A 15,995-nucleotide genomic window follows, 5' to 3' on the forward strand; every position below is an offset into this window, starting at 1 on the left:
CAAAAGAATTCCGCGTGGTGTCTGGCGTGGATGGTGCACAGCAATATCGGTCCGCCACCGCTGGGGGCAATGGCGGTTTTCCCCTCGCGGGCCCTGCCCGCCGGGTGACGCTTTGCGCAATGCAGCATGTTGCGGCCGCCCCGCATTGCGGGAAAACACGAACACCCTCGCCCGCGGTGCGACGGTAGGATGCAGCGACCCTATCCAACAAGAAAACGGGCGCCCCACGCCCGCTGGCCGTTGCCTCACATGTCCCGCCCCGACGCCCCCGCCGAGCCCGTAGAACCGATCATCCCCGTAGAAGCAGATCCCGCCGTGAAGGTGCCGCTGGCCGTCGAGGACTGGCTGGCCGTGATCCTGCTGGCGACCCTGGCCATCATCACCTTCCTGAATGTGCTGGTGCGTTATTTCACCGATCAGTCGTTTGCGTGGACGGAAGAAATTTCCGTGTTCCTGCTGATCGTGCTGACGATGGCGGGCGGCAGTGTGGCCTTCGTGCGCAACCATCACATCCGGATCGAGATCCTGGCGGACTCGGGTTCGCCGCGCCGCCAGCGCATCATGGCGCTGATTGCGAACAGCTGCGTGCTGGCGTTCTTCGTCTTGCTGACCGTGCTGTCGGTGAAGCTGGTGTACGACGAATTCATCTACGAGGAAACCTCGCCGGCCATCGGCGTGCCGACGTGGTGGTATTCGATCTGGCTGCCGGTCATGGCCGCGGCCATTTCGCTGCGCACGCTGGGCACCCTGCGCCGTCTGGCGCGCGCCCCGGTCCAGGATGCCCCGCGATGATCGCCGTCATCCTCTTTACGGTTTTCATCGTCCTGATGGTGATCGGCGTGCCGGTCGGCGTGGCGCTGGGCATCGGCGGCACGGTCGCGATCGTGCTGACCAACCTGGACACGCCGTGGTATGGCCTTCTGACCGTTCCGCAGAATTTCTACGCCGGCCTGGCCAAGTACCCGCTGCTGGCGATTCCCATGTTCGTGCTGGTGGGGTCGATCTTTGACCGGTCCGGCGTGGCCAAGCGGCTGGTGGACTTTGCGATCGCCATCGTCGGTCGCGGTCCCGGCATGCTGCCGCTGGTGTCGATCGCGGTGGCGATGTTCCTGGGCGGCATTTCAGGTTCGGGGCCGGCCTGCGCCGCGGCCGTGGGCGCGGTGATGATCACCGCGATGTCGCGCGCGGGCTATCCGGGGTCGTTCTCGGCATCCGTGGTGGCCGCCGGCGCGGCCACCGACATCCTGATCCCGCCCTCCGTGGCCTTCATCATCTACTCCGTGCTGGTGCCGGGCGCCTCGGTGCCCGCGCTGTTTGCCGCCGGCATGATCCCGGGCATCCTGGCCGGTTTCGCGCTGATCATTCCGGCCGTGTGGCTGTCGCGTAAATACAAGATGGGCGCGCTGGAAGCGCACTTGCCCCGCCCGCCCTTCTGGAAGAGCCTGCGCGAGGCGTCCTGGGGCCTGGCAGCGCCCGTGCTGATCCTGGGCGGCATGCGGTTGGGGTGGTTCACGCCCACCGAGGCGGCGGTCGTTGCCGTGTTCTATGGCCTCTTCGTGGGCGGCTTCATCCATCGCACCATCAAGTTCCGGGACCTGTACACGATCCTGCGCGAAGCCGCCGAGCTGTCCGCCGTGATCATGCTGGTGGTGACGCTGGCCGGGATCTTTGCGTGGGCGCTGTCCACGCTCAGCGTGATCGACCCGATCACCCACGCCATCGTCAATTCGGGCCTGGGCGAATGGGGCGTGCTGGCGCTGCTGATCCTGCTGCTGATGACCGTGGGCATGTTCCTGGACGGCATCTCGATCTTCCTGATCTTCGTGCCGCTGCTCATGCCGATCGCCAATGCCTACGGCTGGGATCCGGTGTGGTTCGGCGTGATCCTGACCTTGAAGGTGGCGCTGGGCCAGTTCACCCCGCCGCTGGCCGTGAACCTGATGGTGTCGTGCCGCATCGCGCGCGTGCCGATGGAGTCGACCGTGCGCTGGGTGGTGTGGCTGCTGGGCGCGATGTTCCTGGTGCTGGTCGCGGTGCTGGTGTTTCCCGAACTGGCGCTGTGGCTGCCGCGCAAGCTGGGTTATTGAGAGAGGCTGGACGGGGCCGGCCCGACTGGGTGCCCGGCCGTGGATGACAACAACAGAAAGACTCGCATAGAGAGGAGACGCAACATGAAATTCCGCAACCTGATCGGCGCGGCGCTGTGCGCGGCGGCCGTGGTGGGCATGGCGCCCGCGCATGCGCAGAACTACAAGCCCGAGTACAAGCTCTCCATCGTCGTGGGCACCACCTTCCCGTGGGGCCAGGGCGCCGAGATCTGGTCGAACCTGGTGCGCGAGCGCACCGACGGCCGCATCAACATCAAGGTCTACCCCGGCACCTCGCTGGTCCAGGGCGACCAGACCCGCGAGTTCACCGCCATCCGCCAGGGCGTGATCGACATGGCCGTCGGGTCGACCATCAACTGGTCGCCGCAGGTCAAGCAACTGAACCTGTTCTCGCTGCCCTTCCTGATGCCCGACTACGCCGCCATCGACGCGCTGGTGCAGGGCGACGTGGGCAAGGACATGTTCAAGCTCATCGAAAAGGCGGGCGTGGTGCCGCTTGCCTGGGGCGAGAACGGCTACCGCCAGGTCAGCAACTCCAAGCGCGAGATCAAGCGCCCCGAGGACATGAAGGGCATGAAGCTGCGCGTGGTGGGGTCGCCCCTCTACATCGACACCTTCACCGCGCTGGGCGCCAACCCCACGCAGATGAGCTGGGCCGATGCGCAGCCTGCGCTGGCCAGCGGCGCGGTCGACGGGCAGGAGAACCCGCTGTCGATCTACACCGGCTCCAAGCTCTACACCGTGGGCCAGAAGTACCTGACGCTCTGGAACTACGTGGCCGATCCGCTGATCTTCGTGGTCAACCGCGAAGTCTGGAATTCCTGGTCGGAAAAGGACCGCGACATCGTGCGCCAGGCCGCGCTGGACGCCGGCAAGCAGCAGATTGTCATCGCGCGCAAGGGTGTGACGCCTGAAGACCCGTCGCTGCTCAAGGAAATCGCCGGTCACGGCGTCACCGTGACCACCCTGTCGCAAGCCGACCACGACGCCTTCGTGAAAGCCACCAAGCCGGTCTACGAAAAGTGGAAGAAGCAGATCGGCGAGGACCTGGTCAACAAGGCCGAAAAATCGATCGCTGAGCGCAAGAAATAACCCGCGAAAGTTTCGCAGCAAGCCCCAGGGGAACCGGCGGCGCAAGCCGCCAACCGAGGCAGGGACGCTAGAATCCCGCCCACCACACGGGCGCCGGCCACAAACCGGCGCCCGTTATTTTTTTGGAGTGTCTGACACCCGCCCTATTCCGGGTAGCTGACATCCAGGATATCCAGCTCATCGATGCCCGCCGGTGTGCGCAGCACGACCGTGTCGCCTTCCCGCGCCTTGATGAGCGCGCGGGCCACCGGCGAGATCCAGCTGATCTTGCCGGCAAGCGGTTCGGCTTCGTCCACGCCGACGATGGTGACAGTGTGTTCTTCGCCCGCCTTGTCGACATAGACGACGGTGGCGCCGAAGAAAGCCTGATCGCGATTGGGTTGGGCCTTGGGGTCCACGACCTCGGCAATGTCCAGCCGCTTGGTCAGAAAGCGCATGCGCCGGTCGATCTCGCGCAGGCGCTTCTTGCCGTAGAGGTAGTCGCCGTTTTCCGAACGGTCGCCGTTGGACGCGGCCCACGACACGACCTGCACGACGGCCGGTCGTTCCACGTTCATGAGCTGCGTCAGCTCGCCGCGCAGGCGTTCGTAGCCCTCGGGCGTCATGTAGTTCTTGGTGCCGGCTGGCAGCGCCTGGGCCTGCGGCAGGTCGTCGTCGTCCTCGTGGTCGGACTCTTTAACAAAGGCTTTGTTCATGGCGGTTGCATCGCGATGTCGCGATCACTGTCGAAGCTTGTGAAAATGGGCGGCGCGGGCCGCCCGCGTCAGAACCAGTCGTGCCAGACCGGCTTCAGGTCGGGAGGCAGCGGCGGCAGTTGGCCCAGATCCATCCGGCTTTCCTTGGGACTGTGAAAGTCCGAGCCGCGCGAGGCTAGGAAGCCGTAGCGGCGCGCCACCTCGGCGTACTGGCGCGCTTCTTCCACGGTATGGCTGCCCGTGTTGACCTCGATGCCCACGCCGCCCAGTTGCAGGAATTCGTCGAACAGCGCGGCGAACTGCAGTGGGGTGTACTTGTAGCGGCCCGGATGCGCAATGACGGCCTGACCGCCCGCGCCGCGGATCCAGCCCACCGCGTCGGCCAGCGTGGCCCACTGCATGGGCACGTGACCGGGGCAGTCGTCGCCCAGGTGCTTGTTGAACACGGTCTGCACATCCGGACAATAGCCGGCCTGCACCAGATAACGCGCAAAGTGCGTGCGGCTGATCAGTTCGGGATTGCCGGCAAACGGCAGCGCGCCTTCATACGCGCCGGGCATGCCCATGTCCGCCAGGCGGTCGCCGATGCGCTTGGCGCGGGCGGCGCGTCCCGAGCGAGTCTTGCGCAGGCCTTCGATCAAATCCGCGTTGTTGGGATCGAACCGCAGGCCGACGATGTGCACCGTAAGGCCGGCCCAGGTGACCGAGATCTCGACGCCGGTGGCGAACCGCATGCCCAGTTCCTGAGCCGCCGCCGAGGCTTCGGCGATGCCGCCCACTTCGTCGTGGTCGGTCAGCGCCCAGACATCCACGCCATTGGCGAACGCGCGCTGCGCCACGTCGCGGGGCGCGAGAGCGCCGTCCGAGACGGTGGAATGGCAATGCAGGTCGATGTTCAGCGTGGGCGATTTCATGGGGCTATTGTAGAGAAGGCCCGGCGGCGCGCCTAGCGCCGGCCTGTCCCCACAAAGCCGCCCGCCCGTTCAGGCCAAGAGGAAGTCCGCCACCGGATCGACCTGGTCGTCCACGATAAGCGTGGGGGCATGGCCCACACCGGGCACTTCAAGCGCCTGCGCACGCGGATTGCGCTTGCGCATTTCTTCAACAGTGGCGGGGGTCAGCAGGTCGGACAGCTCGCCTCGCACGATCAGGACCGGGCAATCGAGCGCGTCATACGATCGCCACAGGATCTGTTCGCCGGCCGCCAGTTCCTCGGGCGTCTGGGCCCCCAAAGCCTGGGCAATCGCCAGGTCGTAGTGCTTGACCCACTTGCCGCCCTGTTCCGGATACAGGTATTTGGCCAGCTCCGCCCACTGCGCGTCGGTGTGCGGACCGAAGGTTTCCGAATTGGCGCGCATCGTCGCCACGGCCTCTTCGAATGTGGCGAATTCGCCGGGCGCGCCCACGTACTGGCCGATGCGCGACAGGGCGCCGTTCTCCAGACGCGGCCCCACGTCGTTGAGCACCATTCTGTCCAGACGCAGTCCCTGGGCAGGCGGCAACATCCCGGCATGCGGGCGCATCGCGGCCATGGCCTTGGCGAACGCGGCGGCGCCCGACAGCGCCATGCCGATCAACCCGCCCATGGACGTGCCGACCCACGACAGGCTGGCCGGGCGCAGGCGCGCGATCAGCGTCACCATGTCGGACACGTACTGCGGCACCGTGTAGAACGCCGGATTGACCAGCCAATCCGAGCGGCCGCGCCCCACGACGTCGGGGCAGACCACCCGGTAGTGGCCGGCCAGCCGGCGCGCCAGCACATCGAAGTCACGCCCGCTGCGGGTCAGGCCGTGCACGCAGAGCAGCACCCGGTCATTGGCGGGATCGCCCCACTCCCAATAGGCCATGCGGTGCAGACCCGCCGGGCTGGCGCAGGTGACGAATTCCAAACGGGGTTCCAGGCTGGCTTGCACTTCGGTACGCTCCACGGGTTGCGCGCGGCCGGCACGGCGGCGCCGCTTTGGCCGCTATCTTATCGGTTATGAAAGGCCGGTGCGGCCGGCTCTGGACTATCGCGGACTTCGTGGCTACGATCCCTGCATCTCCAAGCCGCCGCTGCCGCCCGGCGCCCGTCCGACATTGCCGATGGCTATCGGCGCGATGCATTCATTAAATTGGAGTTGCACACCTTTCAAGGCGCACAGTAAAAAGCTTCAGGCATTGCCAGATCAGTCTTCCCAAAATTGATATGGAGTCCGTATGCAGCAAAGCAGTCCCGTCCCCCCGCTGACCGAACAGCCCGCCGTTCAAACCGGCGTCGTCGTCTCCCCTCCCCCCGCCCCCCCCAAGATCCTGCAGGACCTGATGGCCCGCGCCGACGTGCAGATCAATGGGTCGCGCCCCTGGGACATGCAGGTGCATGACAAGCACATGTACGAGCGGGTGTTCGCCAGCTGGTCGTTGGGACTGGGCGAGTCGTATATGGACGGCGAATGGGACTGCGAGCAACTGGACGAACTCTTCACCCGCCTGCTGCGCGCCGACATGGGATCCGCGGCGCTGGGCGTGGCCCGCATCAAGCTGATCGCCGAACACCTGCGCCACAAGCTGTTCAACCTGCAATCCAAGCACCGCGCATTCGAGGTCGGCGAGCAGCACTACGATGCGGGCAACGACGTGTTCGAGGCCATGCTCGACAGCCGGATGATCTACTCCTGCGCCTATTGGGAACACGCCCAGACGCTGGAGGAGGCGCAGGTCGCCAAGCTGGACATGATCTGCCGAAAGCTGCAACTGAAGGAAGGCGAGACCTTGCTGGACATCGGCTGCGGCTGGGGCGGACTGGCCAAGTTCGCGGCCGAACGCTATGGCGTCAAGGTCACGGGCGTGACGGTGTCCAAGGAGCAACTTGCGCTGGCGCAGGAACGGGTAAAAGGCCTGCCGGTCGAGCTGCTGCTGCAGGACTACCGCGACCTGCAGGGCCGTTTCGACAAGGTCGTCTCGGTCGGCATGTTCGAGCACGTCGGCCCCAAGAACTACGACACCTACTTCACCAACGTGCAGCGGCTGATGGCGCCGGAAGGCATTTTCCTGCTGCACACGATTGGCATCGCCGCCACCAGCCAGAGCACCGATCCGTGGATCGACCGCTACGTGTTCCCGAACGGCAAGCTGCCGTCGGCGCGCGAGATCGCCACCGCCGTCGAGGGCCGCTTCATCATCGAAGACTGGCACAACTTCGGCGCCGACTACGACCGCACGCTGATGGCATGGTGGGAACGCTTCGAGCGCGCCTGGCCGACGCTGGAATCGCGCTACGGCACCCGGTTCTACCGGATGTGGAAGTACTACCTGATGTGTTGCGCGGGCTTTTTCCGGTCGCGCGAGGGCCAACTTTGGCAGGTGATCCTGACGCATCCGCAGCGGCACGACACCTACCGGTCGCTGCGCTGAAGCCGCCGCGGCCGCGCTTCACTCGGCAAGCCGCCCCAAACCGGGCGGCTTGTTGTCATTGGCGCGCTGCTATGCGCCCGCTTCTTCCCGAATCATGTCCGCCGCGCGCTCCGCGATCATGATGGTCGGCGAATTGGTATTGCCCGACGTGATGCGCGGCATGATGGATGCATCCGCGATGCGCAGCCCTTGCAGCCCATGCACGCGCAGCCGCGCGTCGACCACCGCGCCTTGGTCGGCGTTGCGGCCCATCGCGCAGGTGCCCACCGGATGGAAGATCGTGGTGCCGATTTTGCCAGCGGCCTGGCGCAGTTCGTCCTCGGTCTGGAAGGCCGGACCCGGCAACCATTCCTCCGGCTGGTAACGCTGCAGGGCGGGCGCGGCGGCGATGCGGCGCACGAGGCGGATCGAATCGGCGGCGACTTGCAGGTCTTCTTCGGTGCTGAGGTAGTTGGGGCGGATGACAGGGGCCTCGCTGCCCTTCTGCCCCGCCGGGCCTTGCGCATGCACGCTGCCGCGCGACGTGGGGCGAAGATTGCAGACGCTGGCGGTGAAGGCGTCGAAGCCATGCAGAGGTTCGCCGAAGGCGCCCAGCGACAGCGGCTGCACGTGAAACTCGACGTTGGCGCGGTCCTGGCCGGGATCGGATTTTGCAAACGCCCCCAACTGCGAGGGCGCCATGCTCATCGGCCCGCTGCGGCTCATCAGGTATTCCAGCCCGATGCCCGCGCGGCCCAGCCACGTGGAGGCGATTCGGTTCAATGTCTTGACGCCGTTCACCTTGATGATGACCCGCAGTTGCAGATGGTCCTGCAGGTTCTCGCCCACGCCCGGCAAGGCATGACGCAGCGTGATGCCGCTTTCGCGCAGGCGCGCAGGCTCGCCGATGCCCGAGACTTCCAGCAGGTGCGGCGAGTTCACGGCGCCCGCGGCCAGCACGACCTCCCGCCGCGCCCGCAGCGACATCGCGCGCCCGGCGCGGTTCACGCGCACGCCCACGCAACGCTTCGCGTCGAATTCAAGCTGCTCGGCCAGCGCACCCGTCATCACATGCAGGTTCGGGCGTTTCTGCACGGGGCGCAGGAATGCCTTGGACGTATTCCAGCGCCAGCCGCTGCGCTGGTTGACCTCGAAATAGCCGCTGCCGAAGTTGTCCCCGCGGTTGAAGTCCTGCACGCGCGGAATGCCTTCCTGTTCGGCTGCGGTGGCAAAGGCTTCCAGAATGTCCCAGCGCAGCCGCTGCTGCTCGACGCGCCATTCGCCGCCCGCGCCATGAAATTCGTCGGCGCCCCGGTGGTAGTCCTCGCTGCGCTTGAAGACCGGCAGCACCTGATCCCAGCTCCAGGCCGCGTCGCCGGACAAGGCGGCCCAATCCTCATAGTCCTGTCTCTGGCCGCGCATGTAAATCATGCCGTTGATCGACGAGCAGCCGCCCAGCACGCGGCCGCGCGGATAAATGAGCGAGCGCCCGCCCAACCCGGGTTCCTCGGCGGTGCGGTACATCCAGTCGGTGCGCGGGTTGCCGATGCAATGCAGGTAACCGACCGGGATGTGAATCCAGTGATAGTTGTCGCGCCCGCCCGCCTCCAGCAGCAGGACCTGCACGGCAGGATCGCGGGTCAGGCGGTTGGCCAGCACGCAGCCGGCCGAGCCCGCGCCCACGATGATGTAGTCGTATGTCTCCATAAGCTCTTCTTATCAAGTCCGGGCCCGATAAGGACGCCGGCACGGTGAGCCGCCCCGGCTGCGACGCGGTGCGCGCGCCGGGAATCTGCCGAGACTCTGGCGCACGGCGAGGCGGCTGTCCAATCAAATGTTGAAAAGGGCTTTATTAGTGTCTCTAATAATGCTCGGCAGTTTCACGGCGCATCAGGGGTCAGACGCCCCCACTTCTTCTGGAAGCATTCATGGATCTGAAGCACATCCGCACTTTCGCCGCCGTCGCGCGGGAGGGCAATCTGACCCGGGCGGCCGAGCATCTGCACCTGACGCAGCCCGCGCTGAGTCTGCAGCTCAAGAACTTCCAGGAATCGCTGGACCTGACGCTTTTCACCCGCACCGCGCAAGGGCTCGCGCCGAATGCGGACGGGCGGGCGCTGCTGGCGCCGGCGCAGCGCGTGCTGGATGCGCTGGACGACTTCCAGCGCGCCATCGGCGCGTTGCGCGACACCGTCCAGGGCGAACTGCGGATCGGCACGATCCTGGATCCGGAGTTCCTGCGCCTGGGCGCCACGCTGCAATACCTGGTCGAGCATTACCCGAAGATCCGCCCCACCCTGCGGCACGGCATGTCGGGATCGGTCGGCCGGCAGGTGCGCGCTGGCGACCTGGATGTGGGCTTCTACCTGGGCCCCCCGCACCCAGCCGGCCTGCATGCCCAACCGCTCGCTTCGTTTTCCTATTACGTCGTCGCACCCAAGGGCTGGAGCGCGCAGGTCGCCGGCCGGGGCTGGGCCGAGATCGCAGCGCTGCCCTGGATCTGGACCCCGCCGGATTCCGTCCATCACCGGCTGCTGTCCGACAAGTTCGACGCGTTGGGCATCACGCCCCACGCGGTGGCCGAGGTGGACCAGGAGGCCTCGATGCTGGATCTGGTTCGCTCGGGCGTGGGGCTGTCGCTCGCCCGCGATTCGATCGCCCTGCGCGAATCGCAGTCCAGCGGCCTGCAACTGGTCAAAGGCTTGTCGATCCAGGCCGAGCTGTCGTTCATTACACAGACGGCGCGGCGCGACGATCCCCTGGTCGCGGCTGCCTTTGCCGCGGTCCAGGCGGCGTTCGCCTGACACCGGCAGCGCCGCAGCCTTAACGCCGATCAAGCGCCAGCACGTCATGTTGCGCTGCGCCAAACAGGTGCAGACCGCACACGGATATGCACCGATCCGAGGCATGCCCGCCCAGGACCGCAACAGCCGCGCCTTCCTCCGCGAGGCCGCCGGCGCGCCCGCTTTCCCTATGAACCACAAGGAAATTCCCGCCGTCTGCATGGCATTCGGCATACCTGGCATGGACTTTGCTTGATAGCGCTTGTGCGGGTGCAAACCCGGCAAGACAACGTGAGCATTACCGGCAATGGCGCCCCGACCGAAAGGTCCAGGGCGCCGTTTGTCTTTTGAAATCCGAAAATCCAAGCCTGGGGAAATCCCATGAATGCAGCGGCCATATCCGATTCCTTGCAGACGCTGGTTGTCATCGGCAACGGCATGGTGGGCCATCATTGCGTCGAGCAATTGATCGCCCGCGGCGCCCTTGAGCGTTATCGCATCACCATCTTCGGCGAGGAGACCCGCCGCGCCTACGACCGCGTCCATCTGTCCGAATACCTGAACGGCCGCGACGCCGAGTCCATGGCGCTGGGCGACGCCGCGCTTTATGCGCAGGAAGGCGTGACCCTGCGCCTGGGCGAGCCCGTGGTGGACATCGACCGCCGCGCCCGGGAAGTCGTCACCGCCAATGGCCGCTTCGCCTACGACAAGCTGGTGCTGGCAACCGGCTCCTATCCCTTCGTGCCGCCCATCGCGGGCGCCGAAGGCCATTCGCGGCTGGTGTACCGCAGCATCGACGACCTGGACCTGATCCGCGAGGCGGCCAGCGGCGCGCGGCGCGGCGTGGTGGTGGGCGGCGGCCTGCTGGGCCTGGAAGCGGCCAATGCGCTCAAGTCGCTGAATCTGGAAGCCCACGTCGTCGAGTTCGCGCCGCGCCTGATGCCGGTGCAGCTGGACGAGGCCGGCGGCGCCGCGCTCAAGGCGCGCATCGAGGCGCTGGGCGTGGGCGTACACCTGTCACGCGCCACGCAGGACATCAAGCCCGGCACGCAGTACCGCTACCGCATGCGCTTTGCCGAAGGCGCGCCGCTGGAAACCGACCTGATCGTGTTTTCGGCCGGCATCCGTCCGCAGGTGTTCCTGGCGCGCAAGGCCGGACTGGCGCTGGCCGAGCGCGGCGGCGTCGCCATCGACGACCACTGCCGCAGCAGCGACGAACACATCTACGCGATCGGCGAATGCGCGTCCTGGAACGGCACGGTCTTCGGCCTGGTGGCGCCCGGCTACCAGATGGCGCGCATCGTTGCCGCCGAACTGTGCGGCGCGCCCGAAGCGGCCTTTTCGGGCGCCGACATGTCCACCAAGCTCAAGCTCCTGGGCGTGGACGTGGGCTCGATCGGCGATGCCCACGGCGCCACGCCGGGTTCGCGCAGCTACCGGTACATCGACGAGGCGGGCGCCAGCTACCGGCGCCTGGTCGTGTCTGCCGACGGCAAGCGCGTGCTGGGCGCCGTCCTGGTGGGCGACAACAGCTACTACGACACCCTGCTGCAATACGCGCAGAACGGCATCGCGCCGCCCGCGGATCCGTCCAGCCTGATCCTGCCGCAAGGCCAGGCCGCGCCGCTGCTGGGTGTGGACGCCCTGCCCGCCACCGCCACGATCTGCTCGTGCCACAACGTCAACAAGGGCGCGATCTGCGACGCCATCGACGGCGGCTGTACGGACCTGGCCGGCGTCAAGGCCTGCACCAAGGCGGCCTCGGGCTGCGGCGGCTGCGCGGGCCTGCTCAAGCAGGTGGTCGAGCACGAACTGGCCAGCCGCGGCGTTGTGGTCGACAAGAGCCTGTGCGAGCACTTTGCCTACACCCGCCAGGAGCTGTACGCGATCGTGCGAGTGAACGGCATTGAGACCTTCGACGAACTGCTGGCCAGCCACGGCCGCGGCCACGTCGGTTGCGAGATCTGCAAGCCCGCGGTGGGCTCGATCCTGGCATCCTGCTGGAACCGCCCCATCCAGGACCCGCACCTGGTGCCGCTGCAGGACACCAACGACACCTTCATGGCGAACATGCAGAAAAACGGCACCTACTCCGTGGTGCCGCGCATGCCCGCCGGCGAAGTCACGCCCGACGGCCTGATCGCCGTCGGCGCCGTCGCCAAGAAATACAACCTGTACGTCAAGGTGACGGGGGGCCAGCGCATCGATCTGTTCGGCGCGCAACTGCACGAGCTGCCCGGCATCTGGTCGGAACTGATCGCCGCCGGCTTCGAGACGGGACACGCCTACGGCAAGTCCACGCGCACGGTGAAGTCCTGCGTGGGCAGCACCTGGTGCCGTTTCGGCGTGCAGGACAGCGTGAAGATGGCGCTGGACATCGAGCACCGCTACAAAGGCCTGCGCGCCCCGCACAAGCTGAAGTTCGCCGTGTCCGGATGCACCCGCGAATGCGCCGAGGCGCAGAGCAAGGACATCGGCGTTATCGCCACCGAGAACGGCTGGAACCTGTATGTGTGCGGCAACGGCGGCATGCGTCCGCGCCACGCGGAACTGTTTGCGACCGACCTGGACGACGCCACCCTTATCCGCTACATCGACCGCCTGCTCATGTTCTACATCCGCACGGCCGACAAGCTGCAGCGCACGTCCGTGTGGCGCGAATCGCTGGAAGGCGGGCTGGACTATCTGAAGCAGGTCGTCATCGAGGACAGCCTGGGCCTCGCCGCCGAGCTGGAAGCGCAGATGCAGCTGGTGGTGGACCGCTACGAATGCGAATGGGCCAACGCGCTCGGCGATCCCGAAAAGCTCAAGCGCTTTCGCACCTTCGTCAACGACAGCCAGGGCGATCCCGACATCAAGTTCGTGCAGGAACGCGGCCAGCCCCGGCCCGCGCCGGCGCCCGCCGCGCGACGCGTCATTCCCATTGCCGAGGAGATCGTCTGATGGCGGCCCAACCTGCTCAACACCCTGTCTGGCGCCACGCCTGCGACCGCCGCGACCTTGTGGCCAATTCCGGCGTCGTGGCGCTGGTGGACGGCGCGCAAGTGGCGCTGTTCTACCTGCCCGACGCCGGCGGCCAGACGCTGTACGCCGTGTCGAACCGCGACCCGAAATCGGGCGCCAACGTGATTGGCCGAGGCATCGTCGGCCAGCTGGCTGGCGACCTGGTGGTGGCCTCTCCGCTCTACAAGCAGCACTTCCGGCTGGCGGATGGCAGCTGCGTGCAATTCCCGGAACAACGCCTGCAGACCTGGCAGGCGCGCTTTAACGGCGACGCGGTGGAAATCGCCTGACGGGCGCCGCCGGATTCATTCCTACCCGAATTCATTCATACCTTCAGCAAAGCAACAGGAAACATCATGTCCTACCTAGCTCCTTCCGAGTTCGTCACCAAGATGGTGGACGCGGGCGAATCCAAGCTCTACATGGCGACGCGCGACGTCCTGATCCGCGCCTTCATGGCCGGCGCCATCCTGGCGATTGCCGCGGTCTTTGCCGTCACCGTCACGGTGCAGACCGACTCGCCCATTCTGGGCGCCGCGCTCTTTCCGGTGGGATTCTGCATCCTGTACCTGATGGGCTTCGACCTCTTGACCGGCGTGTTCGTGCTGACGCCGCTGGCGCTCTTTGACAAGCGGCCGGGTGTCACGATGGGGGGCATTCTCAAGCACTGGGGCCTGGTGTTCATCGGCAACTTCCTCGGTGCGCTAACCGTGGCCGTGCTGATGGCCATCGTCTTCACGTACGGCTTTTCGGTGCCGCCCAACAAGGTGGGCCAGGTCATCTCGCACATCGGCGAGAACCGCACGCTGGGCTACAAGGAATACGGCGCGGGCGGCATGCTGACCATCTTCATCCGCGGCGTGCTGTGCAACTGGATGGTGTCGCTGGGTGTCGTGGGCGCCATGATCTCAACCACCGTCAGCGGCAAGGTCATCGCCATGTGGATGCCCGTCATGCTGTTCTTTGCAATGGGCTTTGAACACTCCATCGTCAACATGTTCCTGTTCCCGTCGGCGATGATCATGGGCGGCAATTTCTCGATCATGGACTACATGATCTGGAACGAAATCCCTGTGGTGCTGGGCAATCTGATCGGCGGCATCTCGCTGACGGGCCTGACCCTCTACACCACCCACATGAAGACCGCGCCCAAGCGCCGCTTCAGCTGATTGCCGCCAAGCATGGACAGCTACACGCCCGGCGCGCCCGCCGCCTCGCTCAAGGTGGCGGTGGGCCAGCACACCGATCCCGGCGTCAAGTCCGTCAACCAGGACTTTCACGGGCTGTGCGTGCCGGACGAACCGCTGCTGGGCGCCAAGGGCATTGCCATCGCGCTGGCCGACGGCATCAGCAGCAGCAACGTCAGCCACATTGCCAGCGAAACGGCCGTGGCCAGCTTCCTGGAAGACTATTACTGCACCTCCGAAACCTGGTCGGTCAAAAAGTCCGCGCAAAAGGTGCTGAGCGCGGCCAATGCGTGGCTGCACGCGCAAAGCCGCCAGCGCCACGGTCAGGACCAGGACAGCGGCTATGTCTGCACGCTGACCGTGATGGTGCTCAAGGGCGCCACCGCGCACATCCTGCACATCGGCGACGCGCGCATCTATCGCCTGCGGGACGGCGCGGTGGAGCAGCTGACCGAAGACCATCGCGTCTGGGTCGCGCACGACAAAAGCTATCTGGGCCGCGCGCTGGGCCTGGCGCCCCACCTTGAGATCGACTATCACACCCAAGCCGTCGAGCCGGGAGACGTGTTCGTGCTGGCCACCGACGGCGTCTACGAACACGTGACGGACGACGACCTGCGCCACGCCGTCGCGGCGCACGCGGACAATCTGGACGACGCCGCCCGAGGGCTGGTCGGCCAGGCGCTTGCGCGCGGCAGCGACGACAACCTGACCGTGCAGATCGTGCGTGTGGACGCCCTGCCCGCGCGGCAGGCGGGCGAGATCGCCCAGTACTCGGGCAGCCTGCCCTGCCCCCCGCTTCTGGAGGTCGGCCAGACCTTCGAAGGCTTTCGCATCACGGACGAATTGCGCGCCAGCAGCCGCAGCCACGTCTACCTGGCCGAAGACCTGGACAGCGGCGACACGGTGGTCATCAAGATCCCGTCGCTGGACCTGCGCCACGACCCGGCCTACCTGGAGCGCCTGCTGACCGAAGAATGGCTGGCGCGCCGCATCGACAGCCGCCACGTCGTGCGAGCCTGGCCGCGCACGCGCCAGCGCCGTTCGCTCTACACCGTCAGCGAATACCTCGAAGGCCGCACGCTGACACAGTGGATGGCCGCCAACCCGCGCCCCGAACTGGAACCGGCAATCGCCATCATCGAGCAGGTCGCGCGCGGCCTGCAGGCCTTTCACCGGCTGGAGATCGTGCATCAGGACCTGCGGCCGGACAACATCATCATCACGCCGGACGGCACGGCAAAAATCATCGACCTGGGCTCGGCGCGCACGGCCGGCATTCAGGAGCTCGGCGCCGATGGCGACGACGCCATGCCCGTGCTGGGCACCGCCCAGTACGCCGCGCCCGAGTATTTTTTAGGCGAAGCCGGCACCGCGCGGTCCGACATCTATTCGCTGGCCGCGATCCTGTACCAGATGCTGTCGGGACGGCTGCCCTACGGCGCCGAGGTTGCGCGCTCGCGCAGCCGCGCCGCGCAATTGCGCCTGACGTACGTGTCCGTGCTGGACCGCGAGCGCGAGATTCCCGCATGGGTCGACGGGGTGCTCAGCCGCGCCCTGCACCCCGATCCGCAACACCGCACGCCCGAGCTGTCCGAATTCACGCACGCCCTGCGCCACCCGGGCGACATGCTCGGCGCCGAGCGCCTGCCTCTCCTGGAACGCAATCCGGTCGCCTTCTGGAAGGGCCTCTGCCTGATCCTGGCCATCGTGATCGTGATACTTGCCTTCAACCGTTGAACCGAGGCCGCC

13 protein-coding genes are annotated in these 15,995 nt (G+C 66.4%); 9 read left to right on the plus strand and 4 right to left on the minus strand.

Features of this window, described 5'->3' with window-relative positions:
• Positions 1 to 249 precede the first annotated feature (249 nt).
• From H4P35_RS15260 to H4P35_RS15270, 3 genes are all read left to right on the plus strand, one after another.
• Positions 250 to 792, plus strand: a complete 543-nt coding sequence (locus H4P35_RS15260) for a TRAP transporter small permease (protein ID WP_062841090.1) — start codon at positions 250 to 252, stop codon at positions 790 to 792.
• Entirely contained in the window at positions 789 to 2,087 is a 1,299-nt protein-coding gene (locus H4P35_RS15265; RefSeq protein WP_056319056.1) for a TRAP transporter large permease, read from the plus strand. Before H4P35_RS15260 ends, H4P35_RS15265 begins: the two co-directional genes overlap by 4 nt.
• 84 nt (positions 2,088 to 2,171) lie before the next feature.
• Positions 2,172 to 3,200: a DctP family TRAP transporter solute-binding subunit gene (locus H4P35_RS15270; protein WP_217617563.1), complete on the plus strand. Its 1,029-nt coding sequence runs from the start codon at positions 2,172 to 2,174 to the stop codon at positions 3,198 to 3,200.
• A 143-nt stretch (positions 3,201 to 3,343) separates the two neighbouring features.
• On the opposite strand, the gene greB is transcribed toward H4P35_RS15270, so the two are convergent.
• The 3 genes from greB to H4P35_RS15285 all read right to left on the minus strand — a co-directional run bounded on the left by greB (position 3,344) and on the right by H4P35_RS15285 (position 5,745).
• Entirely contained in the window at positions 3,344 to 3,895 is a 552-nt protein-coding gene (greB, locus tag H4P35_RS15275; protein ID WP_152384709.1) for a transcription elongation factor GreB, read from the minus strand.
• A gap of 68 nt (positions 3,896 to 3,963) precedes the next feature.
• Positions 3,964 to 4,809 (minus strand): 3',5'-nucleoside bisphosphate phosphatase, encoded by an 846-nt coding sequence (locus H4P35_RS15280; protein ID WP_062841093.1) that lies wholly within the window; start codon positions 4,807 to 4,809, stop codon positions 3,964 to 3,966.
• 69 nt (positions 4,810 to 4,878) lie between these two features.
• Positions 4,879 to 5,745, minus strand: a complete 867-nt coding sequence (locus tag H4P35_RS15285) for an alpha/beta fold hydrolase (protein WP_226849476.1) — start codon at positions 5,743 to 5,745, stop codon at positions 4,879 to 4,881.
• 352 nt (positions 5,746 to 6,097) lie between these two features.
• On the opposite strand from H4P35_RS15285, the gene cfa reads away from it, so the two are divergent.
• Positions 6,098 to 7,291 (plus strand): cyclopropane fatty acyl phospholipid synthase, encoded by a 1,194-nt coding sequence (cfa, locus tag H4P35_RS15290; RefSeq protein ID WP_226846150.1) that lies wholly within the window; start codon positions 6,098 to 6,100, stop codon positions 7,289 to 7,291.
• 69 nt (positions 7,292 to 7,360) lie between these two features.
• On the opposite strand, the gene H4P35_RS15295 is transcribed toward cfa, so the two are convergent.
• Positions 7,361 to 8,977 (minus strand): GMC family oxidoreductase, encoded by a 1,617-nt coding sequence (locus H4P35_RS15295; RefSeq protein WP_226846151.1) that lies wholly within the window; start codon positions 8,975 to 8,977, stop codon positions 7,361 to 7,363.
• Positions 8,978 to 9,198: 221 nt separating this feature from the next.
• On the opposite strand from H4P35_RS15295, the gene H4P35_RS15300 reads away from it, so the two are divergent.
• From H4P35_RS15300 to H4P35_RS15320, 5 genes are all read left to right on the plus strand, one after another.
• Positions 9,199 to 10,074, plus strand: a complete 876-nt coding sequence (locus tag H4P35_RS15300) for a LysR family transcriptional regulator (RefSeq protein ID WP_056319041.1) — start codon at positions 9,199 to 9,201, stop codon at positions 10,072 to 10,074.
• Between the two features lie 360 nt (positions 10,075 to 10,434).
• A complete protein-coding gene (gene nirB / locus H4P35_RS15305; RefSeq protein WP_226846152.1) occupies positions 10,435 to 12,996 on the plus strand; it encodes a nitrite reductase large subunit NirB in 2,562 nt (853 codons plus the stop codon).
• Positions 12,996 to 13,346 carry a nitrite reductase small subunit NirD gene (gene nirD / locus H4P35_RS15310; RefSeq protein ID WP_056319035.1) on the plus strand — a complete coding sequence of 117 codons (351 nt, stop codon included), beginning with the start codon at positions 12,996 to 12,998 and terminating at the stop codon, positions 13,344 to 13,346. Before nirB ends, nirD begins: the two co-directional genes overlap by 1 nt.
• A gap of 66 nt (positions 13,347 to 13,412) precedes the next feature.
• Complete coding sequence (locus H4P35_RS15315; protein ID WP_056319032.1) at positions 13,413 to 14,225, plus strand: formate/nitrite transporter family protein; 813 nt, start codon at positions 13,413 to 13,415, stop codon at positions 14,223 to 14,225.
• A gap of 12 nt (positions 14,226 to 14,237) precedes the next feature.
• Positions 14,238 to 15,983, plus strand: coding sequence for a bifunctional protein-serine/threonine kinase/phosphatase (locus tag H4P35_RS15320; RefSeq protein WP_226846153.1), 1,746 nt, complete (start codon positions 14,238 to 14,240; stop codon positions 15,981 to 15,983).
• Positions 15,984 to 15,995: the final 12 nt, after the last annotated feature.

This window comes from Achromobacter sp. 77 (assembly GCF_020541125.1).
GTDB lineage: Bacteria > Pseudomonadota > Gammaproteobacteria > Burkholderiales > Burkholderiaceae_B > Achromobacter > Achromobacter mucicolens.